This is a genomic window from Spirochaetota bacterium (assembly GCA_030154445.1).
In the GTDB taxonomy this organism is placed as follows: Bacteria; Spirochaetota; Brevinematia; order Brevinematales; family Brevinemataceae; genus Brevinema_A.
In genome coordinates this window covers 163,384-189,345 of sequence record JAGUQW010000004.1, presented here as the reverse complement: position 1 = coordinate 189,345, position 25,962 = coordinate 163,384, and the positions used below count along the sequence as shown (strand labels likewise).

The following is a 25,962-nucleotide window of genomic DNA, read 5'->3' as shown; positions in this document are numbered from 1 at the left end:
TTCTCATAATAAATAAAGTGTGTTATACTATTTAATATAATATTACTACAAGGAATGATGTAATGAAGAAAAAAATAATACTCGTAGATGCTTCAGGATTACTTTTTAGATCTTATTATGCTATGATGCGAAATCCTCTTCATACAAAATCAGGTCAAGCAACTAGTGCTGTCTTTGGTTTTTTGAGAATGCTTTTTAATTTGATTAAAAAATATCCTTGTCATAGTATTGTAGCAGCTTTTGATGTTCCTCGATCTTCATTAGAACGAACAAAATCATATAGCGAATATAAATCTACTCGTAAAGAAACCCCATTAGATTTGATTGCTCAGATGCCTCTTGCAAAAGAATGTTTAGAATGTGCAGATATTCCTGGGATTACTGTTTCTGGTCATGAGGCAGATGATGTGTTAGCTTCTCTAGTTAAAAAATACAAAAATGAGTATGATATTATCATATTTACAGGTGATAAAGATCTCTTACAACTAGTGCAAGATAATGTTGTCGTGGCTTTACCTGATAAAAATTCTCCAGATGGGACAAGATTTTTAGATAGAGATGGAGTAAAAGAATACAAAGGTGTTTACCCAGAAGAAATTTCAGATTATTTAGCAATTTTAGGTGATGTATCTGATAATATTCCTGGTATTAAAGGAATAGGAGAAAAAGGTGCTGTTACCTTAATTAATGAATATCATAGTCTAAAAAATATTTATGAAAATATATCTTCTATCAAACCGACATTAGCTAAAAAATTAATAGAAAGTAAAGAAAATGGATTTATGAGTTTGGATTTAATTTATCTAAAAGAAGATTTGGAAGTTACAATCCCTCATATTAATGAAGATATTCTTACGATCAATCATTTAACTACCACAAAATTTATAGACAAACTGCAGGAGTTGGAGCTATATTCTCTGTTAAAAGAATTGTCTTATGCAAAAGGAACTACTTCTGATAAAGATAATGAAATATCTTTATTTGGTGGAGCTGAATCAACTGTAGAAATTAAAGAATTTTCTTTGTCTACTTTGGATATTCTTAGTAAATCAATAGGAGTGGGCTTACAAATTGTAGGAGAATCTTTACAATTTGCGTCTACAGAAGAAGTTTTTTCTTTAGAATTTTCTAGAATTAAAGAGTTTAAAAATATGATTATCATGTTTTTTGAGGCATTACAAGAAAATGAAAAAAAACTAATAGTATTTAATCAAAAAAAACTTATTCATTTTTTTCATTTTTATGATATTATATTACCTAATTGTGATGATATAAAAATTATGGCTTATTTACTAGATCCTGCCAGAAATGTATATGCTGTTGAAAATTTGAGTTTGGCATATTTGGGCAAACATGACCCAACGGCTCGTGTTTTTTATGAATTAAAACAAGAACTTGGTAAAACAATAGTTGCTAATGGTATGGGTAAAATTTATTATAATATTGATATGCCTTTACGCCCTATTTTAGCAAATTTAGAAATTAAAGGTGTTGCTTTAAATACAGAATTATTACAATCTATTTCAGTAACATTAGAAAAAGAACTTAGTGCTTTAGAACAAAAAATATATCTTATAGCTGGAAAAGAGTTTAATATTCTTTCTCCAAAACAGTTAGGAGTAATATTATTTGAAGATTTGGGATTGAAACCTCATAAAAAAACTAAAACCAAATCATATTCTACTGATGAAGAAAGCTTGGAAGCTTTGAGTTTTGTACATCCTTTACCTAAAGAGGTATTGAAATTTCGCTCTTTATCTAAATTTAAAAGTACTTATACAGATGCCTTACCAAAATTAGTAGATACTAATAATAGAGTTCATACTACCTTGCATCAAACGGTTACAGCAACGGGAAGACTATCATCTGGAGATCCAAATTTACAAAATATTCCTATACGAACAGATCTGGGAAAAGAAATTAGAAAGGCATTTGTTCCTTCTGAAGGTAAAAAATTAGTAAGTGCTGATTATTCACAGATAGAATTAAGACTTTTTGCATCTTTATCTAAAGATCCTAAAATGATAAAATATTTCACTAGTGGTGGAGATATCCATAGATATACTGCTGCTGAGATGTTTAAAATTTCTGAAAGTGAAGTGAATGATGATCAACGCCGAGCAGCCAAAACAGTAAATTATGGTATTAGTTATGGAATGTCTGCCTTTCGTTTGGCCAATGAATTAGATATTGAATTTGGTGAAGCTCGTGATTTTATTACTTCATATTTTGAAACATTTCCTGGTATTCAAAAGTTTATGTTAGAAACTTTAGAGTTTGCTTGTAAACATGGTTATGTTAGTACTATGTATGGACGAAGACGCCCTACTCCAGAATTACTAGGTAAAAGTCCTGATAAAATCACTAATTTATCTCACCCTTCTCGCTTTGCTATTAATGCTGTGGTACAGGGTACAGCTGCTGATATTATTAAATTAGCAATGTTAGCTGTAGATAAAATGATCAATGAAAAATATTTGGACAAAGTTGTTATGATTTTACAAGTGCATGATGAATTATTATTTGAAGTAGAACCGAGTATTGTAGATGAATTTCGAAAAGATTTAATTACAAGCATGTCTTCTGTTGCAAATTTGGATGTTGTTTTAGAAGTGGAAGTGGGCGTAGGAGATAATTGGAGCGAGGCTCATTAATGAATACACAAAAAATAGCAATTATTACTTATTCCCAAAGTCCTTTAAGAACAATAATGCCTTACTTTGATAATGATGTGCTAATATTTGATGAAAAATTTACAGATTTTAATTCTTTAGATGTAAAAGAATTATGGTTGGATACTTATATAGATCTGTATGATCCTCGATTAATTAAGCATGATTATCTGTATCAATTTTTTGCACGTATTCACGGTATTTGTGATGCCTCAAGTAAAATAAAAAAAAGATTTTTAAGAAATTTTACTTACAATACTACAGATCCAGATCTTTATAAAGTATTCTCTCTTTATTATTCTTTTGTACAATTTTTTGATCATGGCTACGGAATTCACCCCATTTATATTCCTGATGTTTTAAATAAAGAATATAGGTATCATCCTTACCATCGATTATTACAAGATGATCAAGTTTTACAATGGAATAAAGATTCTTTATTTAGAGTAATACATTTTCACGATATTATTACGAATCTCAAAAATATTTCTTTGGATAATCAGACTATTATACTACAAGGAATAAAAATCAACTTGGTTGATATGTGTGCTAAAATCAATCAAGTATTCGGAAATAAAAGGCATATTTTTGAAAATGCTTATGATATTTTTGTGGATGACAATCTTGATGGACAAATATTGATAGAAATTAATTATAATTTAGAATCAATCTGTATCCAACAATTACAATTATATTCATTATTACAAAAATAAAAGCTCCTAGAATAAGGGGCTTTTATTTTTGTAATAATGAATATATAATCTTTCTAAAACTATCCTATCCTATCATTTCACGAGCGAGTCTTTCAGAGCTTTCTCCTTCACCACCAAGCATTCGAGCAATCTCTTTGATACGCTCTTCTTTGTTTAGGAGAACAACATTAGTGAAAGTACGATTACCGTCGTCTTCTTTTCTTACTTGATAATGAAAATCTGCTTTAGAAGCAATTTGAGCTAAATGCGAAATACAAAATATCTGTCTTAATTTGGATATTTCCTGAATTTTGAGTGCAACATTATGAGCGATCATTCCACCAATACCTGCATCAATTTCATCAAAAACACCAGTACCTACAAGATCACTTTTGGCAAGAGCTGATTTTAGAGAGAGCATGATACGAGAAATTTCTCCACCAGATGCAATTTTTGCAAGAGATTTGGGTGCTTCACCAATATTGGAAGACATCATAAATTCTATTCTATCTATCCCTTTTTCAGAAATATAAACAGGGGTACTATTTAATATAAAAAAGGAAGTATCTTGTTTGGCATATGTTATTTTCACTTCAAATTTAGCAGATTCCATCCCTAAAAAAGATAATTCTTGTTCAATTTTAGTACTCATCTCTACACCAGCAGATTGACGCTTTTTGGATAATATTAAAGCATCTTGATGTAGTCTGAGTAATAAATCTTGATATTCTTTAGCAATTTTTGTGATTTCTTCGTCTAGGTTGTAGGCTTTATCAAATAATAATTGACATTCTTGAGCAAATGTAATTAATTCTTCTATAGAATTTTTCTGATATTTTCTTTTTAGTTCTTTAATAAAAGCTATTCTATCTAATGTTTTATCTAGTGTTTCTGTATTGAAATCACTATCTTCTACATAGCTAGATAATAAATGCCCACTTTCTCGAGTTTTAATAATAGCATCTTCTAAAATTTCAGACAATTCTTCATATTTTTTAGAAAAAGAAGAAATGCTATTCATTGCTTTTTTAGCATCTTCCAAAATCATTGAGGCATTGATATCAGCAGCATAAACTCCTTGATGAGCGATATTTAAAGCATCAGCAATTTTTTCTTTATTTTGTATTTGAGCTAATTCAGATTCGAGTTCTTCTTCTTCATTTTCTTTCAAATGAGCATTAGATATTTCTTTGAATACATTATTATAATAATCTTTTTCTTGTCTTAATGAATCAGCATTTTTTTCTAAAATATTTTTTTCTTCTAATTTTAGAAGTGTTTCTTGATATATTATTTCGAATTCTTTTTGTAAATCTATTAAATTAGCAAATGAATCAAGAACATCGCCGTGTATTTTTTTGTTAAGAAGAAGTTGGTGATCATGTTGACCGTGCATGTCAGCAAGTCTATTTCCTATTTCTTCTAATTTGGATAAAGTTTCTTGATTTCCATTAATAAAAACACGATTTTTGCCTTGTTGAGATATCTCTCTTCTAATAATAATATTTGAAGGATCATCAATATGAAATTCAGAAAGATAATTTTGGATCTCCAAATCAGAGATAGAAAATTCACCCTCTATAATCATATGTTCAGCATCAGACCGTATCATAGAAGAATCACTGCGTGCACCGAGTAACAAACCCAAAGCTCCAATTAACACAGATTTTCCAGCTCCAGTTTCACCTGTAAATACAGAAAATCCTTTATGGAAATCTAATTTTAAATTATCAATAATAGCATAATTTTTGATAGATATTCTTTCTAACATGAGTATTCCTACAATTTAATCTTTAATCATTCCTGATCTCCACCCGAGTTTACGAGATAAGATATTGAAAAAATCTTTTGGTGAAGTATATAAGCTATTAATATAAAAAGGTTTTGTAATAGTAAACGATTCATTGTCGTGAAAACTTATAAATTCTTGTCCATCAGCCCATATTTTGGCTTGTTCAGAATGATTAATAATAGTTATTTTATTTTTCAAATCAATTACTAAAGGGCGTTCTCCTAAAATATGAGAACAAACCGGAGTGATCGTTAATAGTTCCATATCAGGCAATGAAATAGGTCCTCCAGCAGAAATGTTATATGCAGTAGATCCTGTTGGAGATGCAAGCAATATACCATCAGCACGAATATACATTACTTGCTCGTCATTGATACAAATAGTAAATACAGAAATTGAACCTTTCTTTTCTGATGAAAAAAGAAATTCATTTAATGCTATTAATTGTTCGCCGTTATCTTTTTGTCCAGAAAGTAACAATCTTTTTGTCCATTTGTTATTGGGTTGATATAATTTTGGTAATTCTGTTTTGAAATCTTTAGAATCAATATTAGTTAGAAATCCAATATTTCCCCCTTTGATAGCAATAATAGGAACATTATAATGAACATATTTACGAGATGCTCCTACGAAGTTACCATCGCCACCAACAGAAAAAATAATATCAAATTTTTGAGTTGGTAAGATATCTTCTTGCGGATGAATAATAAAAGAATTAGTGCCAAGAAGAAGTAATTCTTCTTGTAATTGTTTGAAGATAGGAGCAAGAGATGGATTATTTGTTTTACCAGTAATTAATGCATTTTTCATATTTTCCTCTATAACTTATAAATAATACTATGTTTCTTGTAAAAATTCAATATAAAGTGTCAAAATATGCTATAATATTTTATGAAAAAAACAATAACGCAATTATTAGAGTATGGTCGAATACAATTAAATCAAGATATTTTTGTAGAAAGAGAAGAAGAGTTATCACGGATAATCATGGATATAATGAATATACATAGACATGAAATATCTTTGGCTAAAAATACAGAAGTAACAAATAAACAATACATTAGATTTAAAGAAATTATTCAACAACGAAAAACAGGTAAACCTTTAGCTTATATTTTGGGATATAGTTATTTTTATCAAGATAAATTTCCTGTCTCAGAACAAACATTAATTCCTAGATATGATACAGAAATTCTTGTAGAAGCAGTTAGAAAACATTATTCTAAAGAAAAAAGTTTTCGTATTTTAGATATTGGTACAGGAACAGGAATTGTAGCTTTGTCTTTGCATAGACTTTTTTCTCATGCAATAATAATAGGAATAGATATTTTTGATGCACCTTTTAAAAGATCAAAAAAATATCTAGGAATTTCTTCTCAAAATGTACAAGTAGAACAAAAAGATTTTCTGGATGAATCTTTGTGGCAAGAATTAGGAGAGTGGGATTGTATTGTGTCCAATCCACCTTATTTAGATGATAATGATATGATGTTACTGGATAGTCATGTGAAAAATTTTGAGCCACACACAGCATTATATGCAGAAGCAGATGGGATGATTTTTTATAAAGCCATTGCCAAATTTGCCAAAAAACATCTTGCAAAAGATGGAGCTATTTTTTTAGAAATAGATCACAAACATGAAAAAGTTTCTAAATTATTTGCAGAGAACGAATTCGTTAATAGAGAACTAGTTGATGATTTATCAGGATTACCGAGAGTACTAATTCTAAAAAGTTAGCGTGAAAGAAATAATTCACTAAGATTGCTATTTGTATTGATAATAAAAATTTTATTCTCATTTATTTCCAAATTATTAGTGGATAGCTCTCCATTCCATAGAATTTCCATTTTTACATTAAAAGGTTCATTCTGATTGAAAATATCTATTATTTTAAAATAACCTGTTTCAGGTATTAATTTTTTCATAGCTTTGGAGTGCTCTCTTGTCATCTTATTTGTAAAATTAAAAGATTGAGTAATTGATAATGTGAATTCTCCTTTACTAGTGATATTGAGAATAATATTCATATCACCATTTGAAGGAGAATTCCAAATACCTTCCAAAGATGTATATATATTTTGAGAGATATCCTCTTGAGCAAAAATTATAATAGAAGGGATAAATAAATAAAATAATAATATCTTTTTCATAAAATATTCCTTGATATAGATATTCTTACTATTATATATTAAATATAAAAAACAATCCATTTTTCTCTGAATATTGTTATAGTTGACATAACATTTTCTGTGTTTTATACTAATTGATATTTTATAGAGGAGTGGTAGTGAAAAAAAAACTATTGTTATTAACTGTTGTGTTAGGTTTTTCTGTTTGTGCTAAAAGTGAAAAAAATATATCTTATGAACAAGTTCTATCTGACCCACTTGTCTCTTATAGAAAAGGCCACTATCGAAATGTTGTTGAAATTTTTGAAAACTCTCTTTTTAAAGCTAATACTTTGGAATTACAATACATATGGGCTAGTAGCTATTTGGAACTTAGAGAATATAAAAAATCTTTTCAAAAATTTTATCTTATTGATGCTAAAAAATTATATGGATCAAAAAAATACAGTTATATTTTCCCTTTTTATGTTAGAAAATATCTACAAGTATTGATAGAATTAGATGATCCCAATATACTGACTCCAGAAGAAGAATTAGCAATTCTTGATATTGTAGTTCTTGTACCCCATGATTCTCCTATTCGTATTTACTTGGATAAAGAACTTTTTTCTGCACTCTGGTCTTCAAAAAATTATGAAGCAATGTTAATATTAGATAAAAATTTATCACAACCAGGTGAGGCTTGGGTAGAACTGGCTAAAAACAAATTAGGTAAATCATATAATATACAAAATATTATTAATCATCAGCAAGAATTTGTTAAAAACCTAGCTTATGTTGATATATTAGATAATTTAGATCCAGCAAAATATAATAATAAAAAAGATCTGACAAATCTTGTTGAAATGAATCTTAGAGTGAAGACTTACAGAGATGAAGCGTTATTATTTGCTAAAAGATATAAAAAATTATTTAATGATTCGGAATACTATACAAAAATTTTATCTCGCAAAATGCAATTAGATGGCAATAAAAATGATTCTATTCTTTTATTGTATGATTATATTATTGAAAATCCCAAATCTAGTCTTGAATTTTATATCTATGTATATGAGTATTTGATAGGAAAAAAGAAAACTGCGTTGGCTGATATTGTCGCTGTACAAGCAGATTATTATTATCAAAAAAAATTCTACCAAAGAGCTAAAAATGGAATAGAATTTCATAAAGACCCAGATTATGTTCTTTCTTGGTACAAAAAAAATTATAAAACACTTGTAATTGATCAACATTTGCAAGTGTTTAGAGCTTTGATACGGAATGATATGGTAAAGGCTGAAATTGCTATAGATTTGGGTTTATCTGTTAATCCAACAAATTCTCGAGTTATTCTTATGCATGGTTTGATTAAAGAGCATTTTGGTAAAAAAGAAGAAGCCTATAGAAATTATTTGAGATTGATTTTTCAAGATGCTTTTGGTTATTCTGGTATTGTAGCCAAGAATAAAGAAAAAGCAATGAGAAATGAATTTAGAGAAATCTTTGAGAAAGCAGTCAAAAATATTTTGATACAAATTCCTAAGTTTAAGTTACAAGATCGATTAATGCTTTACAAATCTTTTTTAGTGGATAGTGAGCTTTCTCAGTATGTAGATCATCAAAAATTAAATGCAGATCAAAAAGCGTTTAATAAAATTGTTTATGCAGATTTGAAGAGTGTTTCAAAAATTTCTATTTTAGAAAAATATTCAACACAAATGAGCAATTTAGCTCCTGAAACACAAGATTATATAGAAAATGCTGTACTAACAGTAATGAAAACGAATAATAATTGGCATGATACAGCTCGTTATTATTATAAATATCGAGATCTTTTTATTAATAGTGATATAGAAGGTTATTTGGCTTTTAGAATGTATTTTTATATTAGAGATCAGTTTGGATCTACTTATGTACCAAATTATCCAAAAGAAATAGTAGAAGTTATTTTCCCAAAACCAGAATTTGGATTGATTAAAGAATGGGTAGATAATGATGAAGATTTAGCTTATTGGATGTTATCTTCTTTTATGGCAGAGAGTCATTTTAGAAAAAGAGTTTATTCACAAGTGGGTGCTGTCGGATTTGCACAAGTAATGCCTTATACAGCTGTAGATATCAAGCGTTGGCTCAAAAAACCCTGCTTATTAAATTATGATTTTTATGATAATATGAGGATGGGTGTTTATTACCATAAAAAAATGTATGATATGATGGATGGAAATGTATTGTTATCTTTGGCTGCCTATAACGCAGGTCCTGGAGCAGTAAATCGTTGGCGTAAAAAATATAAACATATTAAAGACGATTACTTGTTTATAGAAGCAATAGATTATCAAGAAACACGGAATTATGTTAAAGTGATTAATTATAACCATGGAATGTATCGTTTGTTATATGATAATGATTTATATTAAAAATAAAAGCCTTTTCATTAACGAAAAGGCTTTTATTTTGATTAAATTTGTAAAAAATTAAAAAGATAAACCTAAGCTTATAGCCCCAGATAAGGCACCTAATCCCTTCATTTTAGACCATTCTTCTGGTAATTCCTGTACATAACGATAATTAGCTGATAGTGATAAAAATAGATACCCTATTAAACGAATATCAAAAGCAATTTCAGGAACAACTATTAATGATGTTGATCGATTTTCAATAAGACCTGGAATATTTCTTGAAATACTGTCAAATGCGATAGCTCCAACCAATACTTGTGTTCTAAAAACAACAGGATTGTTAGGATTCCAACGAAATCCCATAATCCCACCGCCATATACGAATGAATGGTCATTAACACCACCAAAATTTTGTTGACCAAAAGAAGAATAAACACCACCACCAAGGAAAAAATATTTACCAAGATTGAAACCAAAACTTGGTCCACCAATAGTTAAAAATTTATCTCCAATAGCACCAAACTGTTGTTGGTAATTGACCCAAATTCCAAAATGATAATCATCTGTAGATAATTCTGGAGAATTATCTAATATGTTATTTTGTGATATAATTTCTTCTCTGTTCATATTATTTTGATAATCTATTTGATTTGTTATTAATTCCATATTATCCATGTCTATATCGTTGAACTGGGTATGTCCTATTGATATAGATATAAAAATTGATAATATGGAAATATAGACAAATGAAATATTTTTTTGACATTTATTCATAATATACCTCCTTGATATATGTACCTATCTCAAAAGTAGGTATATTATAAATAAATGTCAAATCATTAAAGTTTATTATTTGGGAATAATTTGAAAATGATAATCAGTAATTTCTTTTATTTCTAAAAATAAAGTAGGGGAAAACAATTCGTATTGATGGCTTGAAAATAAGACAAGATGAGAATGAGATAGTATGGTAATAAGATCGATTATTTTCTGCCTATTCGATTTAGATAAAAAAGAATCCGGTTCGTCGAGAATAATAATTGATTTTTTGATAGCTAGATTTCTAACAAAAGATAGCAGTTGTTTTTCACCACCTGACATAGTATGACAATCTTTAGATAATAAATGAGAAATTTGCAATCGTTCTATTAAGAATATGGTTTGATCTTCACCTTTGAGGTAAAGTCCTTGTTGTACAAATTCTAATCCTGATATAGGAGGGAGTATTGTAGATATTTGAGGAAGAAAAGAAACTTGTTGGATAATATTAGTGTGAGATAGATCTTTAATATTGATATTTTTTAGATAAATATTCCCTTGATAACATTTGTTAAATCCTGTTATGCTCAGTAGAAGAGATGTTTTTCCAGAGCCATTTGCTCCATGAATAAGTATTAAACCTGTAGATGGCAATTGTAGATAAGGAATAGAAAAATTGAAGTCAGAATATTGTATTGAAAAATCTTGAATTCGGATCATAATTTTCTCTTTTACTATTTTAAGTTATTATAGATGATTTTAATGAAAATCACAATATTATATATTGACTACAAAGTTATATTATGTTATAATATCAAGATATACAAAAATGTCTTAGGAGGACAAATCTATATGGCAAGCATAATTTATAATGATACCGAGCTAATGCGAAATCTGCTTGAAGCAGGCGTGCATTTCGGACATCAGACAAAAAGATGGAATCCCAAAATGAAACCTTATATCTTCACAAAAAGAAATGGGATTTACATCATAGACTTGCGTTACACCACGGAAAAGCTGAAAGAAGCTTATACCGCTATGAAAGAGGTCGCTGAAAAAGGTGGTCAAGTTCTTTTCGTAGGAACAAAAAAACAAGCACAACAAGCTATCAAAGAACAAGGTGCTCGTTGTGGAATGTATCATGTGAGCAAACGTTGGTTAGGGGGAACTCTTACTAACTATTCAACATTGCGTAAAAGTGTAGAAAAAATGAAACGTTTTGAGCGTAAGATTGAGTTACAAGGTGATCAAATGATCAAGCGTGAACGTGTTGCTCTTCAAAAACAATTAGATCGTATGTTAGCATTTTATGATGGTATCCGTGATATGAAAAAAATTCCACAAGCTTTATGGGTTGTGGATGTTAAAAGAGAAATAAATGCTGTTCTCGAAGCTAAAAAATTAGGAATCAAAGTATTCGGTATTGCTGATACTAATATTGATCCGGATTTTCTTGATTATGTAGTTCCTGGTAATGATGATGCTATTCGTTCTGTTGAATTATTAACTGCTATTATGGCTGATGCTATTATAGAAGGTGCTGGTTCACATGCAAAAACAGATTTTATCGTTGAAGAAGAGGTGATTGTTGATACAATTGCACAAAACATTACATCTCCAACTACTCTTGATGATTCTGTTGATGAACTTGCTCAAGGGTATGAAAAATAAGGAGAATCAAATGTCTGTAACGATGGAAGATATTAAAAAAGTTAAAGAAATGACAGGTGCTGGATTAATGGATGTCAAAAGAACACTTGAAGAAACAAGTGGTAATATTGATGATGCTGTTAAAATTCTTCGCCAAAAAGGACTTGCAAAAGCAAGTAAAAGAGCTGATAATGAAGTGAAAGAAGGAACTGTTTCTTTTGCTCAAGTAGGTAACAAAGGCTTAGGTCTTCGTGTTAATTGTGAAACAGATTTTGTTGCTAAAACTGATGTTTTTCAACAATATGCTATAGAAACTGCCAAGATGCTTCTTGCAGCTAATCTTACTCCTGGAGCGGAATTACCAGTTAATATTGACGAAGAGCGCAAAGCTGCTATCGCAAAATTAGGTGAAAATGTAATTCTTTCAGAGTGGAAAATTCTTGAAGCAAAAGGAACACTTTATAATTATATACATATGTGTAAAATTGTAGTAGCTATTGATTTTGAAGGAAATCCATCAGAAGAAATTATGAAAAATGTAGCAATGCAAATTGCTTCTATGAATCCATTAGGATTAGTGAAATCTGATATTCCTCAAGATATAATTGATAGAGAATTAGAAGTTTACACAGTAAAAGCTCAAGAATCTGGCAAACCAGAAGCTGTTATTCCTAAAATTGTTGAAGGAATGATGAACAAATTCTATGCTGAAAGTATTCTTTTAGAACAACCATTTATATTTGATGAAAGTAAAAAAGTTTCCGAATTACTTGGTACTGCTAAAATAAATGCGTTTATTAGAATAGGACTATAATTTATAATTAATTAAAAAACCCTCCATATAATTTGGAGGGTTTTTTTGTGGATATTTTATTGTATGAGCACTGTTTTATACTGATAGTAACTGTTGAATAAAAGGAATATTTTTAGCAATAGAAAGAGCGCAATAAAGTAATAAAGATGCCATAATAGTGTTAAATGATTTTCTATATTTGAGCATATATTCATGAAGTAAAGATCCAAAAGCAGACCAAACAAATAAAGATAGAAGCATTGCGAAAGCCATCACTAAAACCATTAATGATATTCGATACATATCATTAAAATAAGGAAAAGCATAGGTAGAAAAAATTGTAATGCTAAATAAAATAGCTTTTGGATTGATAAATTGAAAAAAAAATGCACTAATAAATATTTTCTTGTTTATTAAAACATTTTCTTGAGTAGATTTTGTATCAATTCCTTTACTATTATAAATGATCCATGCTAAATAAATAAGATATATAGTACCGAAGATACTCATAATGTTTTGAATAGCGGGAATAATAGTAAATAAAACTTTATTAAGATACCCTAAAAGAAATAAAAGTATAATATGCCCTAATATAGCTCCAAAAATAAATATAAAACTCTTTTTAAATCCATATTTTTGTCCCATTGTCATACTCATAATATTGTTAGGACCAGGGGTAATAGCAGATGAAAATGTTAAAGTTAAAAAAGCGAGTAAAGGATAAGTCATATGAACCTCTTAATATATAGATAATTTTTTAATATACATAGTTATGTATTTTTGAAAAAGATCGTATGTTTTTTTTTCTGCATTTTCTACTTCTATCAGTATATTCGTGTTTTTATTTTTTTCTAATAAATTTATTTGTGTTACTATTTCTTCTTGATAATTAGGAAATGTTTTTTCGAATTTTTTCTTTTCTTCTTTTAATTGAGAATATAATTGTTTTTCTTTTTTAGTAGTTATTTTTTTAATTTCTTTGTTTAATTTTTTCAACTCTTTAATTACTATTTTACTAGTGTTACTATTTGCTATTTTTTTAATATTTTGTTCTCTCATTTTGATAGTATTACTATTTAATTTTTCAATATACACTATAATATCATTACTTAATTTAATAAAATCATCTTCTTTTTGTTGTACTTTATTTTTTAATAAAAAAATATCATTTTCAATTCTTCTATTAATATCTTTAATATTTTTATCTACAGACTTTGATAAAGTATTATTAAGAGTAAGTTCTTCTGTAAGGTAGTCAGTGTCTGTACTAACGAGATTGCTGATAATAGTATTAATTTCTTTTTGTATTTTTTCTTGTTCGGCAACTTGTTGTTCAACCGCTTGATTCTTCACATTATCACTTGCTGACGCTGCAATCATTCCTATGAGACCTGCTGTAGCCATAGTAGTCCCTATGCTTACTCCAACTCTATTTCTTTGTCGTCTATGAGAATAATGATTATAAGAAGTTCTGTACGGCACTCTATAATATGAAGAGCTTGCTGTGAGCATCAACCCTGAAGTAATCATAGAAAGCATTGCTAGTTGAGTACTAGTATCTGATGAAGTACTTTGTTGTTTAGAAATAATTTTAAAAGTATCTAATTTACCAAGTAATCGTTGAATTTTTAAAGATTCTACAGTAATATCTCTCGTATTAATATAATTTGCATGTATAGGAGTGAATACTATGCTAAGAGAAATAATTATAGATAAAATTTTATACACAAATATTCTCCAATTTTAAATTAACGAACTTATCCAAAACTTATAGTACCATATAAATAATTTTTCTAATCATTAAGATCAAATATAATATTTTCATAGTTAGTCTAGCCACCTAGTTGATGATGTTTGAATTTCTGTTGTATAAGGAATTGCTAGTATAGTGATAATTTTTTACTATTAGTCACCCTGTATACTTTAAATATTATACACTATTTTTCTTCTATAATCAATATAGAGTTTTTGTATTTATGTATTCCAAAAAGAAAATCAAATTTAGGATTGAATAATTATAGTATATATATTATAATTTATTCATTATGAAAACAGGTATTCCTATATGAAAAAACCACATATTTTTATTTCTTATACAAATACAGGCTCAGGTCATATCATTCCTGCTTTAGCTATTGCTCAATGTATTGAAGAGTTATACCCAAATCAATTTAAAATTACTTGTAGTGATTTTTTTGAAGATGTAGGAGAAACAAAATTTAATAGATATATTGAGAATTCTTGGAATATTTTACTTAGAAATCCAAAAATCGTACAGTTTTGTATTATTATAAGTAAAATACTATATTTTCTTGCTCCATATTATATAAAAATAATACATATGAGGGTACATCGTAATTCTATCAATTATATGCATAATTTAAATCCTGATATTGTTTTCACAACTCATTTTTTCACACAAGGTATAGCTTTAGATGCTCGCAAAAAATTTTCAATGAATTATCCTATAATAACTTTAAATCCAGATACTTTCGAAACATTTCCTCAATGGGATAGAAGGGGTGAAATTTTTTTAGTATGTTCAGAAATTGCTAAAAAAATAGCGATTAAATTAGGACACAAAGAATCAACTATAACGATTGTGCCTCAAGCATTGCGTAAAGAATTCTATATTATAGACAAAAAAGATCCTAAAGAATTACGCAAGCAATATAATCTTAGGCAAGATGTATTTACTATTTTAATGAGTGATGGTGGACAAGGTATAGGTAAAATGTATCCAAGTATACGAGCTTTACTAAAAATAAATAGTCCTCTTAATATTATTGCTATTTGTGGTAAAAATCACAAATTATACAAAAAATTATTAAAATTACAACAAAAAACAATAGAAAAAAAATCCTCTGTTCAATTTTTGATAATTGGTTTTGCAGATAGTATGGTACCTTTTATACAAATGAGTGATCTTTTTATTGGCAAAAGTGGTCCAGCTACTGTTGTGGAATGTTTGAAAATGCATTTACCTGTATTAATTGTTTTCTCTGCTAATTCTGCTGAAAGAAAAACTGCTAATTTCTTTATAGAAAAGCAAGTGGTCTTATCTTGTATGTATATATGGCTATTACCTAAAAAAGTAGAACAAATAATGAATAATCCTCAAAAACTTACTAATATAAAAGCAAGATTAACAAACTTAGATTTTTTCCAAAATGGTAGTAGTGTTATTGCTAAGATAATAATAGATTCTTTAGAGAAAAAAATATATAATATTAAAAACCCTGTCTAAATATGATAGGGTTTTTTAGAGGATAAATGAAGCAATTTTGTATACAGGATTTGGATTATTATGATGATTTGAAATATTTTTATAAAGAATATGACAACTCTAGACAAGGAGAAATTCAATCAGAATCCAATCATAATCCCAAAGAAATATTTGAACAAGCTGTCTATTGTTTTTTAACCCCAGCAACCAAGTCAGATTCAGCAGATTATACATATCAAGAATTATTTAAAGATGATTTTTTTTATCATGCTAACTTAGAAGAATTAACATTTTATTTGAGAAAACCACCCTATATTCGATTTCATAATCAAAAATCAGCACGATTGTTGTTATGGCAGCAAGAAGGGATGAAACATGTGGTATTAATGATGAAAGAGCAAAATGCAAGTGATAAGCGTAACTATATAGTAAAAAATGTAAAAGGAATGAATTACAAAGAAGCAACGCATTTTCTTAGAAATATAGGTGTTAGCGATAATTTGGTGATTTTGGATAGACATATTCTTAACTTTATGAAAGATATGGGTATTCTATCCCATACAGAGGATATGAATAAATTGTCAAAGAATTATTTGCTTTGGGAACAATTATTTATAGATTTTATTAATAGTTTTCGTTGGACTAATTTTGTGGGAAAGGATAGTAGTATTCCTAGAGCTGATTTTGCTATTTGGGCTTCTCGTGTTAAAAAATCAGATCCTACTATGACTTATGAAAGACTATTAATGTTAAGATAACAACAATAGAGAGAGTATGTTATGAATAATCTTACTAATATTTTAATGTCTTATGCATCAACAAAGCGTTTTCCTAAAGATACTTATCCTACACGCATTTATAATTTATTAAAAGAACAAGGGTATAATCCTGATTTGTTAAAATATATTCATATAACAGGATCAAAAGGCAAAGGTTCTTTAGCGTGTAGTTCTTTTGAATTATTGAAAAGAGCTGGATTCAAAACAGGGCTTTTTATTTCACCACATATTTTTGATATTAGAGAACGTTTTATTACTGATCAAGGAATGATTTCAGAAGACGCATTATTAAATCTTATGAATAAATTCAATGAACTATTTAAAAATAATGATCTGCATTTTTTTGAGATTTGTTTGTTTTTAGCTCTTGTTTATTTTTTAGATCAAGGATGTGAATACGCTGTATTGGAGGTAGGGGTTGGAGGACGCTTTGATCCTACTAATTTTTGTCGTCCTGAAGTTTCTTTGTTAGGGCATATTTCTATAGAACATAAAGATTTTTTAGGGAATACAATAGAAGAAATAGCTTACGATAAAGCCGGAATTATCAAAAAGGATATCATCGCTTTGAGTGTAAATCAAACTCCTGTTGTAAAAAAAATTTTGAAATCCCAAGGAAAAGTTTATTTTATTGATAATATTGTTACTATTACAAATATTATTTATAAAGATCAAGGGACTAGTCAATTTGATGTAAAAATTACTATACACAATAGAGATATTATTATTAAAAATATTATCTTAAATCGTATTGGTGAAGCTCATATAGTGAATTTTGTATTAGCAATAGCAGGTATTTATTATTGTTTTCCAGAATTTTCTGAGGATATTGTGCATTATGTTTCTCAACAAAAAATACCTTATCGTATGGATTTGGTACGAGATGATGTGATTATTGATACTTCTCATAATGGTGTATCTTTTGATAATTTGATGATATCTCTAAGTAGAATGAACTGGAAAAATATAGTATTTTATATTACTATTTTACAAGGAAAGGAGCTAGCTGATATTGCAGAAGTGTTAAAAAATTACAAACATTTATTTCTTAAAGTAGTTTTTTTTGATTTTGAAAGTAATGTAGTAAAAATATCTAATGGAAAAGGGTTGTACGATCTGTTAAAAAATGATATTCAATCAGAATATGTAGAAAATATAAAAGATATTATTTTAGAAGAAAACAATAAAAAAGTGTTTTCAGGTTCTTTTTATAGTGTTCCGTTGATTATAGATCTACTTAATGATCAAAATCAATAAAATTAATGGGTTCTGATACATTTATGAAACTAAAAAATTCTTTGGTTGTTCCTGTAAAAAATAATTGCAATCCAGAATGGTAGAATTTATCAAAAATATATTGTCGTCTTTTTGGATCAACCTCAAGTAAAGCATCATCTATGAGAAGAATTGGTTTTCTACCCAAAGTCTCTTCAATAATCTCTACAGCACCAATTTTTAAAGCAAAAGATAAGGTGCGATTTTGACCTTGAGAACCTGATTTAGCAGCGGGAAGATTGTTGATTAGTAAAGTAATATCATCTCTATGAGGACCTTTTGAGGTGTGTTTGCGACGAAGATCTTCGGATTTACTTTGTTTTAAAGCGTTTTGAAGAGCTTCTTCAATATTTTGAGACAATTTGAAATTGTTAAAATATTTTAAAGTTGCTGTTCCTTTGGTAAATTGTTGATATAATGTTTCAACTTTTGGAATTAATAATTTTACAAAATCTAAGCGTTTTTTAATAATTTTTGCCCCATTAGTAATAAGAGCTTCATTCCAAATATCGGCATTCTTAGGATCTTTTTTTAAAGAAGCATTGCGTTGTCGTAATGCTCTTTCATATTTTGCTAAATAATCAGAATATTCAGCATCACGAAGTGCAATAGCTGCGTCAAAAAATCGTCTTCTTGTTTCTGATGCTCCTGTAGCAAGAAAAATATCATTTGGAGAAAAAGCAATCACAGGATTGTGGGTTCTTAATTGATTGGAAGGAATACTTTGTTTACTGATAGTGAGTTTTTTGTTCTTTTCTGAGACGGTTCTTTCGATAATTTCACCATCAAAAACTCCTTGAATAAAAAATCCATCAGCGTTTCTATTAGTGAGTTCCTTTCTATCTCCTGTACGAAATCCACGATTGGAAGATAGGAGATAAAGGCCTTCTAAAAAATTAGTTTTCCCTGCACCATTTTCACCAACAAGACAGTTTATTTGGGTAAATGTATCAATTGTAAGTTCTTCAAAAGATCGAAAATTAATTAATTTAATTTGTTCTAAAAACATAAATCCTCTATCTGTATTGATTTTAATTATACAAGAAAAATTAATATTCTACAATATTATATTACATTTAGAAAAAAACACCTTTGAAATAAAGGTGTTTTTTTTGAATATATTTGAATATAAATAGTAGTAAGTGATAATTTACACACCACCTTTACCATGAAGATTCTCTCTATCAAAGATACGCTCCATAGGTGTAATAACTTTAGTAACACGAACAGAAAAATTTTCATCAATAACAACAACTTCACCAAGAGCAATAAGTTTGTCATTAACAAGTACATCAACAGGTTCTCCTGCAAGTTTTTCTAATTCAACAATAGACCCTTCTCCTAAATTGAGAATATCTTTAATAGTCATACGCGTGCGTCCTAATTCTACAGTAACACGCATAGGAACATCTAATAGTAATGCTAAATTATCTAAAGGTTCAATATTTCCTGGTGTGTTAAATTGTTGAAATTGAGCGGGGATCATATTAACAGTAGAATTATTAGAATTCATCGTACCAGTAGAAGCTGCTTGAACATTAGGGCTACTATTAACTTGTGGATTTAAAATCTTAGCAATATTTTTTATAAATTTGATAGAAGAAACAATATAAAAAGGATAGCTAGCTCCATCAATATTTAGATTTATACCTATACGATATAAAGTACCAGTAGTTTGAATAAAATCAGCACCATTATTATGTTTTTGAGTTTCAGCTAAAGATGGAGAAAGAGCTGTTTTTAATTGGTCTGATAAAATTTTAATATCAGCACTCAACATATTAGAGATGGTTTCTCCAAAAGTTTCTACTATTTCATCTGACAGTTCAGTTGATTTAGTGTTTAACATTTTATTAGTGATTTTTAAAGTACTACTTTCTGGAGCAAATAGTATCCAAGGTCCAGTAATATTACCAGTAATACTACTGGAATTTCCAACTATAGCTGATGTTAAATCTTCTACTAATTTTACATTTGTACCTGTTAAAAAATTAACTTGATCTAGTGTGACTACAGAATTAGTTAATTTACTAAGAACAACAGCTCTAGCTGTACCTATATCATTAAATAATTTTTTTAAAGTAATTTCTTCAGAATTACTAATACTATCACTATTATTGCTTTCTAAAGATGTTCCTTGTAATAACGCATCTAATTCGTCTTGAGATAATACAGAATCGCTCATAAGTTCCTCCCTTAATTGTAAAACTACTCATTACCTAAATAATTTTCGGAATATTTTAAAAAAAGTTTAGGAAAAAGATATAAAAAATCATCTTTTTTCTTATTTTTTGAGTATATTTGATACAAATACTAATATATAATATAAGGACAATATAATGAAACATATAAAAAAAATATTTTTTCTTGGGATGTTGATATTTTTTTATAAGCATACCTATGCAGATAATTTCTTTGTTCCAGGTCATATTATGATAGGAGTAGGATTAGGTGGTGGTGGTAGTGATTATCTTTATGGATCAACAGGAGCTGCAATTAATCTTAGTACAGAGGTGATTTTAGATACTTGGAAGATCAGTGGAGTGATTGATATGTCTATAGGTTTTTTAGGTAATGGAAGTGTTTTTTTAAATGATAATTTAACACAAGGTGGATTGTCTTTGATGCCTACCTATCATATTAGTTTTTATGATGTGGTAGATTGGTATATAGGGGTGGGTTTTGGTATTTCTATGCATAGAAATTTAGTGTTGTATGGAGCAGGTTTGTCCACAGGATTTAATATAGAAGTCAAAGATTGGTTTTTAGTTAATCTAGGATTTGAACTTCAAGGGCCACAAATATTTGGTGCCATAGGAATGAAATTCCGTTTTGAAATTATATCATAAATAAAAAAAATATCTCAACTTTACAAATATGAATAATGCTAAGATTTGATTTTTAAATAAATTCTTGATATAATATTACACAATATATCAAAGATGTTATAAATGAAAAAAACAAATTCTAGTAATTTTTCTGATGGTCCATGGTTTGTCTATATTATTCTTTGTCATAATAATAGTCTGTATACAGGTATTACAAAAGATGTAAATAGAAGATTCAAAGAACATGCTACAGGTAAAGGTGCTAAATATACTAAGATTTACAAACCTGTGTGTATTGTTCACATAGAAGAATACGAAAATCATTCTTTAGCTATTAAAAGAGAGATAAAAATAAAATCTTACCCTACTAAAAAAAAACAAACATTACATAATATAGATATATAGGAGTTTTTTATGAAAAGAATTGGTCTTGTTTTAATGATTTTGATTGGAAATACAGTTTCTACAAATGCTGCACAAAATTATAGTACAGGTAATTTGTTACTTGGTATTGGTGTTGGTGCTGGAACGCGTAGTGTGTATCCTATTGGTGCTCCACAAATGACTATTCACCCATCCGTAGAATTGATTATGGGATCTTGGCATCCTGGAAAAATAGGAATAGCTTTGGGGCTTACTCTTGATAGTAGTGTCAACTTTTTTGGTGGTGGTTTAACAGGAACTTTAGCACCAATGTTAACAGTTCACTATACTTTAGCACCAAGATTTGATTTTTATACTTCTTTAGGGATGGGTTTACAATTACAACCTTCTCATGGTACCGTTGGTCTTTATAATGTTCATGTTGGTTTTGCAACAGGATTTAATATAGTAATGACCCCTGCTGTTATTTTTAATATAGGTTTGGCTATTCATGCAGAACAATTCTTTGGATCTGCTGGTGTAAAAGTACGCTTTGGTGATGTAACGAGAATACAATATAAGAAAAAATAAACTATATTTATAGTAACATCATAAAAAAAGCCTCTGTTATAAAACAGAGGCTTTTTTTATGATGTTACTATAAATATTTTTATAAAACAGGAGTAGATAATTCTTTTTGAGAATATTCTGTGAGAGATTCTATACAGTTATCAATCTCACCACAAAGAATTTTTTCTATCATATCACAAGCTTTATCTATAGTGGGTGTTAATTTTCTTATTTCATCTTTAGAAAAAGATCCTAACACATATGATTCTAAAGGTATTTGTGTATTTGTGGGTCGTCCTATCCCTATGCGAACACGAGGGAAATCATCAGCTTTTAGAAATTTGATTAGTGATTTAACACCGTTATGACCACCAGATGTCCCATATTTTTTCACAGACACATTTCCAAATGATAAATTAGCATCATCACAAACAACAATAATATTTTGTGGTTGGATTCTTAAAAAACTAGCCATGTATAATACAGCTTCACCACTAAGATTAATAAATGTTTGTGGTTTCAAAATAATAATTTTTTCATTATTTAAACGCATTTTTCCAATAAGTGATTTCTTTTTTTTGATATCAATAGAAATATTATGTCTTTTGGCTAAATGATCTAAAACTAAAAACCCTAAGTTATGCCTTGTTTTAGAGTATGAATCACCAGGATTTCCGAGACCAACAATAAGTTTCACAAACACCTCCTATTTTTTATTTTAATAAATTGAAATAAAAAAATATATATTAATTATTTTACTTCTGTAAGCACGGTGCCTTTGTTTGTTAATATTTTGCATGTTTCAGGGATGTCAAGATCTCTGATAATAACATTTTGTTTGCGTTGTAAAGAAGCAATATTATAAACAATTTTAGTAGGCATATTTTCAGGAGTACCTCTTAGTAACACTTTTCTTACGAAAGTTAAAAGATTTCCACCTTCACGCACACCTACTGGATTTCCAATAAATTCAATAGGAATAAGAGTTGTATATGCTACTTTTGGAGTAATAATACAGAAATCAATATGCATAAAACGACGAGAAATTGGATCAATTTTGTAATCTCTTACAAATACATTGTAGCTAACTTGGTCTACTTTAAGAGTAAAAGCAATATGTCTTTCGTTGACTTCAAATAATTTTTCGAAAGAAACATAATCAATAGATACAAGTATATTTTCTTTTACGCTTGGTCCGTATACGATTGCAGGCAAACGAAATTCTGCACGCAATTTGCTGTTAGCACTTTTTGTGCCTAAAGTACGGGGTTGTCCTACTAACTCTGTAGTAGACCATTTTGATGTAGCCATATTGGCCCTCCTCTGGGTATCGGTTAAAAAACCTACAACCAGCTTGGTAAATAAATACTAAGACTGTCTGTTTATTATTATACATATTATATCATATATTTTGCTTATTTTCAAGGATAAAATAATAAGTTTATTATGATTTTATTGTAATATTGAAAATATATAATGGATATTTCATAAAGTTTTTTTATAAAATTCCGATTTTCAAATCAGGGTTATTCTACATAATAGTTTACAAGGAGGTTACTATGGTAAATAAATGTGAAATTTCAGAACAACTTTTAGATGTTTTGGTTGAAATCAAAACTGCTGTGCAAAAAATTCTGGATACAGAAGATCAAAAATATGATATTATTAAAAATATGGAAACAGATCAATTAATAGCAATTAATGAAGATGAGTCAATTATTCTATATAATATAGAAAATTTTGAAATAAAAAGAATGGATTTAGTAGAAACACTTTCTTTGAAAATAGGTTTTGATCCTCAACAACCTATTTCAAAAGTAGCTTTATTTTTATCAAAAGAATATAAAGATGCTATTTTAGCTATTAGTATGGACATTAGAAATATTTGTACTCGTATTGATATCATTACAGACAGAAATGAATATATGTTGAATAGTAGTGTAGAAATTATTTCTCAAATTCTAGAGTTATCGCAGGGAACTTCTGTGGATCAATATAATAGTCATGGTTTGAGCACAGATATTAAAAAACATAATTTACATATGTTGGATCAATTAGTATAAATTGAATGAAAATATATATTTGATATATGATAGGTAAGAGGGTCATATATCAATAACAAAAGAGGGTACAAAGATGATTTCTTCATTTTTAGGATTGGAGATGGGTAAAGGTGCAATGCAAACCACCCAAAAAGGTCTTCAAACAGTCAGTCATAATTTGAGCAATCTTAACACAAAAGGTTATACAAGACAACGAGTTACGCAGACAACAATGCCAGCTCTATTTCCACCTGGTGTAAACAAGCCAAATATTCCTGGACAATTAGGGACAGGGGTAATGGTAGAAGAGGTTACAAGAATCAGAGATATTTATCTAGATGATAGAATTATTTCTGAAAAAGGTGGGCTTGGATTTTGGGAACAAAAAAAAGCAATGCTTAGTCAAATGGAAAGTATTTTCAATGAACCAGGTAATGCTAATATCAGAACGGATCTAGAATCCTTTTGGGAATCATGGCAAACAGTGTCAGAGAATCCAACTGATGATGCGGCTCGTATTCATTTGTTAGAGCGTACAAAAACGCTTAACGAAAGTTTCCGAGCACAACATTATACGCTAAGAGATATGCAAATACAAACAAATGCTCTTGTAGAACAAAAAATTAATAGAGTCAATAATATTGCAGATACTCTTGCAACTCTTAACAAACAAATTCAAAAACAAGAATTATTAGGTGACAATCCTAATGATTTATATGACAAAAGAGATTTACTTATAGATGAATTATCAAAAACTGCTGACATTCGCTTGGAAAGAAATAATGTAAAAGAATTTATTGTATATATTGGTGCGGAAAAATTAGTGCAGGGAGATCATGCTACTCTTATTGAAGCATATGAAGATCCCACCAAAAAAGGTATGCTTATGCCAAGATGGCAACAAACTGGTCAAGAAGTTTCTTTAGGTAAAGGAGAGATATTAGGATTGATGGAAGTGCGTGATAGAGATCTATCAGAAATGTTAACACGCTTGGATGAATTTTCTGTGAGTATTATTGATTCTGTGAACTCTGTGCACAAAGAAGGATTTGGACTTAACGGTGAAACAGACAATCTTTTTTTCAAAGAGTTATCATTAGCCAAAAATGCTGAAGGTATGATTGATTTTAATGAAAATGGTATTTTGGATAGTACAGCTTTGTATAGAATTACAGGTTTTGAAAAAATCAATAAAGACACTATTATTGGTTCTAATGGCTCGATAAATTTCGGAGCTAAAAGAACTAATGGTCCAGATATCACTGTTGATTACAATGCTAGTGAAACAGTAGAGAAAGTGATTGATAAGATTAATAGATCTGGAGCGGAAGTAACAGCATTTTTAGATAATATGGGTCGACTAACTTTCAAAGCTCAAGCAACAGAAAACAAAGATGTACCTCAATTTATGCTTCGTCACTTAGAAGATTCTGGTGAATTTCTCACAGGTATTGCAGGAATATTGGCAGAATCTGGACAAGAAGGAGCTTATAATTGGCGTGATGTAACAGCCTTAGAAGCATTGAATACGCCAAGAAATTTGATTTCTCTTACGCCAGAGGATAATGTCGCTAGTTGGATTAATCTTGATAATGCGGTAGTTAACAGACCTGAAGGAATAGCGGTATCACAAGGTTATGATAGTACAGGGGAAGGTAACCCTAATATACCAACAGGTTTTAATGATAATAGAAATGCACTAGATATGGCAAATTTACGCTTTGGTACTATGATGACAGGACGAGCCTCTACTTTTGATGATTATCTTCAACAAACAATTTCCAAAGCTGGAACTTTGTCAGAACAAGCGATTCGTTCTTTTGACAAAACAGATGCTGTAGCAACTTCATTAAAAGGTCTTAGAAGTAAGATTTCTGGAGTGAGTGTTGATGAAGAAATGACAAAAATGATTACTTTACAACATGCTTATAATGCTGCGGCACGACTAGTGTCGACAACAGATAGATTGTTGGATGTTCTTATTAATAGAATGGGTGTATAATTCTAAATT

Annotated in this window: 25 protein-coding genes; 14 read left to right on the top strand and 11 right to left on the bottom strand. The window is 28.9% G+C overall.

The features are described from left to right. Positions 1–62 precede the first annotated feature (62 nt). Both polA and KFW21_02855 read left to right on the top strand, forming a co-directional pair. Positions 63–2,654 carry a DNA polymerase I gene (polA, locus tag KFW21_02860; GenBank protein ID MDK2818374.1) on the top strand — a complete coding sequence of 864 codons (2,592 nt, stop codon included), beginning with the start codon at positions 63–65 and terminating at the stop codon, positions 2,652–2,654. Continuing rightward, a complete protein-coding gene (locus KFW21_02855) occupies positions 2,654–3,385 on the top strand; it encodes a hypothetical protein (protein MDK2818373.1) in 732 nt (243 codons plus the stop codon). The genes polA and KFW21_02855 overlap by 1 nt, the downstream gene beginning before the upstream one ends. Positions 3,386–3,449: 64 nt before the next feature. Here the strand turns inward: KFW21_02855 and recN are convergent, their stop codons facing one another. Further along, positions 3,450–5,135 carry a DNA repair protein RecN gene (gene recN / locus KFW21_02850; protein ID MDK2818372.1) on the bottom strand — a complete coding sequence of 562 codons (1,686 nt, stop codon included), beginning with the start codon at positions 5,133–5,135 and terminating at the stop codon, positions 3,450–3,452. 15 nt (positions 5,136–5,150) lie between these two features. Beyond that, on the bottom strand, positions 5,151–5,966 hold the full coding sequence (locus KFW21_02845) for an NAD(+)/NADH kinase (protein MDK2818371.1): 816 nt from the start codon (positions 5,964–5,966) through the stop codon (positions 5,151–5,153). A gap of 81 nt (positions 5,967–6,047) precedes the next feature. On the opposite strand from KFW21_02845, the gene prmC reads away from it, so the two are divergent. After that, complete coding sequence (gene prmC, locus KFW21_02840) at positions 6,048–6,896, top strand: peptide chain release factor N(5)-glutamine methyltransferase (protein ID MDK2818370.1); 849 nt, start codon at positions 6,048–6,050, stop codon at positions 6,894–6,896. On the opposite strand, the gene KFW21_02835 is transcribed toward prmC, so the two are convergent. Beyond that, positions 6,893–7,309: a hypothetical protein gene (locus KFW21_02835; GenBank protein ID MDK2818369.1), complete on the bottom strand. Its 417-nt coding sequence runs from the start codon at positions 7,307–7,309 to the stop codon at positions 6,893–6,895. The genes prmC and KFW21_02835 overlap by 4 nt on opposite strands. 137 nt (positions 7,310–7,446) lie before the next feature. Between KFW21_02835 and KFW21_02830 the strand changes: the two genes are divergently transcribed. Beyond that, a complete protein-coding gene (locus tag KFW21_02830; GenBank protein ID MDK2818368.1) occupies positions 7,447–9,684 on the top strand; it encodes a lytic transglycosylase domain-containing protein in 2,238 nt (745 codons plus the stop codon). A gap of 57 nt (positions 9,685–9,741) precedes the next feature. On the opposite strand, the gene KFW21_02825 is transcribed toward KFW21_02830, so the two are convergent. Together KFW21_02825 and KFW21_02820 are read right to left on the bottom strand one after the other, a co-directional pair. Next, positions 9,742–10,440, bottom strand: a complete 699-nt coding sequence (locus tag KFW21_02825; GenBank protein ID MDK2818367.1) for a hypothetical protein — start codon at positions 10,438–10,440, stop codon at positions 9,742–9,744. A gap of 75 nt (positions 10,441–10,515) precedes the next feature. After that, positions 10,516–11,145, bottom strand: coding sequence for an ABC transporter ATP-binding protein (locus KFW21_02820; GenBank protein MDK2818366.1), 630 nt, complete (start codon positions 11,143–11,145; stop codon positions 10,516–10,518). 165 nt (positions 11,146–11,310) lie between these two features. Between KFW21_02820 and rpsB the strand changes: the two genes are divergently transcribed. Further along, entirely contained in the window at positions 11,311–12,096 is a 786-nt protein-coding gene (rpsB, locus tag KFW21_02815) for a 30S ribosomal protein S2 (protein ID MDK2818365.1), read from the top strand. A 10-nt stretch (positions 12,097–12,106) separates the two neighbouring features. Further along, positions 12,107–12,889 (top strand): translation elongation factor Ts, encoded by a 783-nt coding sequence (gene tsf / locus KFW21_02810; protein MDK2818364.1) that lies wholly within the window; start codon positions 12,107–12,109, stop codon positions 12,887–12,889. A 75-nt stretch (positions 12,890–12,964) separates the two neighbouring features. On the opposite strand, the gene KFW21_02805 is transcribed toward tsf, so the two are convergent. After that, positions 12,965–13,597 (bottom strand): LysE family transporter, encoded by a 633-nt coding sequence (locus KFW21_02805; GenBank protein ID MDK2818363.1) that lies wholly within the window; start codon positions 13,595–13,597, stop codon positions 12,965–12,967. A 9-nt stretch (positions 13,598–13,606) separates the two neighbouring features. Next, on the bottom strand, positions 13,607–14,596 hold the full coding sequence (locus KFW21_02800) for a hypothetical protein (protein ID MDK2818362.1): 990 nt from the start codon (positions 14,594–14,596) through the stop codon (positions 13,607–13,609). 337 nt (positions 14,597–14,933) lie between these two features. On the opposite strand from KFW21_02800, the gene KFW21_02795 reads away from it, so the two are divergent. Genes KFW21_02795 through KFW21_02785 form a run of 3 tightly spaced genes read left to right on the top strand, consistent with a single transcriptional unit; the run spans position 14,934 to position 18,130 of the window. Then, complete coding sequence (locus KFW21_02795) at positions 14,934–16,115, top strand: hypothetical protein (protein MDK2818361.1); 1,182 nt, start codon at positions 14,934–14,936, stop codon at positions 16,113–16,115. A 26-nt stretch (positions 16,116–16,141) separates the two neighbouring features. Further along, entirely contained in the window at positions 16,142–16,852 is a 711-nt protein-coding gene (locus KFW21_02790) for a hypothetical protein (protein MDK2818360.1), read from the top strand. A 21-nt stretch (positions 16,853–16,873) separates the two neighbouring features. Then, the gene (locus KFW21_02785) at positions 16,874–18,130 is read left to right on the top strand and encodes a hypothetical protein (GenBank protein MDK2818359.1); all 1,257 of its coding nucleotides are present in this window, start codon (positions 16,874–16,876) and stop codon (positions 18,128–18,130) included. Here KFW21_02785 and KFW21_02780 read toward each other — a convergent pair. Continuing rightward, positions 18,111–19,157, bottom strand: coding sequence for a DNA replication/repair protein RecF (locus KFW21_02780; protein ID MDK2818358.1), 1,047 nt, complete (start codon positions 19,155–19,157; stop codon positions 18,111–18,113). The two genes, KFW21_02785 and KFW21_02780, sit on opposite strands and share 20 nt — an antisense overlap. A 141-nt stretch (positions 19,158–19,298) precedes the next feature. Further along, on the bottom strand, positions 19,299–20,333 hold the full coding sequence (gene fliN / locus KFW21_02775; protein ID MDK2818357.1) for a flagellar motor switch protein FliN: 1,035 nt from the start codon (positions 20,331–20,333) through the stop codon (positions 19,299–19,301). Between the two features lie 154 nt (positions 20,334–20,487). Between fliN and KFW21_02770 the strand changes: the two genes are divergently transcribed. The 3 genes from KFW21_02770 to KFW21_02760 all read left to right on the top strand — a co-directional run bounded on the left by KFW21_02770 (position 20,488) and on the right by KFW21_02760 (position 21,930). Then, positions 20,488–20,997, top strand: coding sequence for a hypothetical protein (locus KFW21_02770; protein ID MDK2818356.1), 510 nt, complete (start codon positions 20,488–20,490; stop codon positions 20,995–20,997). 102 nt (positions 20,998–21,099) lie between these two features. Beyond that, positions 21,100–21,381, top strand: coding sequence for a GIY-YIG nuclease family protein (locus KFW21_02765; GenBank protein ID MDK2818355.1), 282 nt, complete (start codon positions 21,100–21,102; stop codon positions 21,379–21,381). A 9-nt stretch (positions 21,382–21,390) separates the two neighbouring features. Beyond that, complete coding sequence (locus tag KFW21_02760) at positions 21,391–21,930, top strand: hypothetical protein (protein MDK2818354.1); 540 nt, start codon at positions 21,391–21,393, stop codon at positions 21,928–21,930. A gap of 79 nt (positions 21,931–22,009) precedes the next feature. On the opposite strand, the gene pth is transcribed toward KFW21_02760, so the two are convergent. Next, positions 22,010–22,606: an aminoacyl-tRNA hydrolase gene (gene pth, locus KFW21_02755; GenBank protein MDK2818353.1), complete on the bottom strand. Its 597-nt coding sequence runs from the start codon at positions 22,604–22,606 to the stop codon at positions 22,010–22,012. 53 nt (positions 22,607–22,659) lie between these two features. Continuing rightward, positions 22,660–23,220 (bottom strand): 50S ribosomal protein L25, encoded by a 561-nt coding sequence (locus KFW21_02750; protein MDK2818352.1) that lies wholly within the window; start codon positions 23,218–23,220, stop codon positions 22,660–22,662. A 248-nt stretch (positions 23,221–23,468) separates the two neighbouring features. Here KFW21_02750 and flgN point away from each other — a divergent pair, with 248 nt between their 5' ends. Together flgN and flgK are read left to right on the top strand one after the other, a co-directional pair. Then, entirely contained in the window at positions 23,469–23,972 is a 504-nt protein-coding gene (gene flgN, locus KFW21_02745; GenBank protein ID MDK2818351.1) for a flagellar export chaperone FlgN, read from the top strand. Positions 23,973–24,045: 73 nt separating this feature from the next. Next, positions 24,046–25,953: a flagellar hook-associated protein FlgK gene (gene flgK / locus KFW21_02740; protein MDK2818350.1), complete on the top strand. Its 1,908-nt coding sequence runs from the start codon at positions 24,046–24,048 to the stop codon at positions 25,951–25,953. The last annotated feature ends 9 nt before the right edge of the window (positions 25,954–25,962 follow it).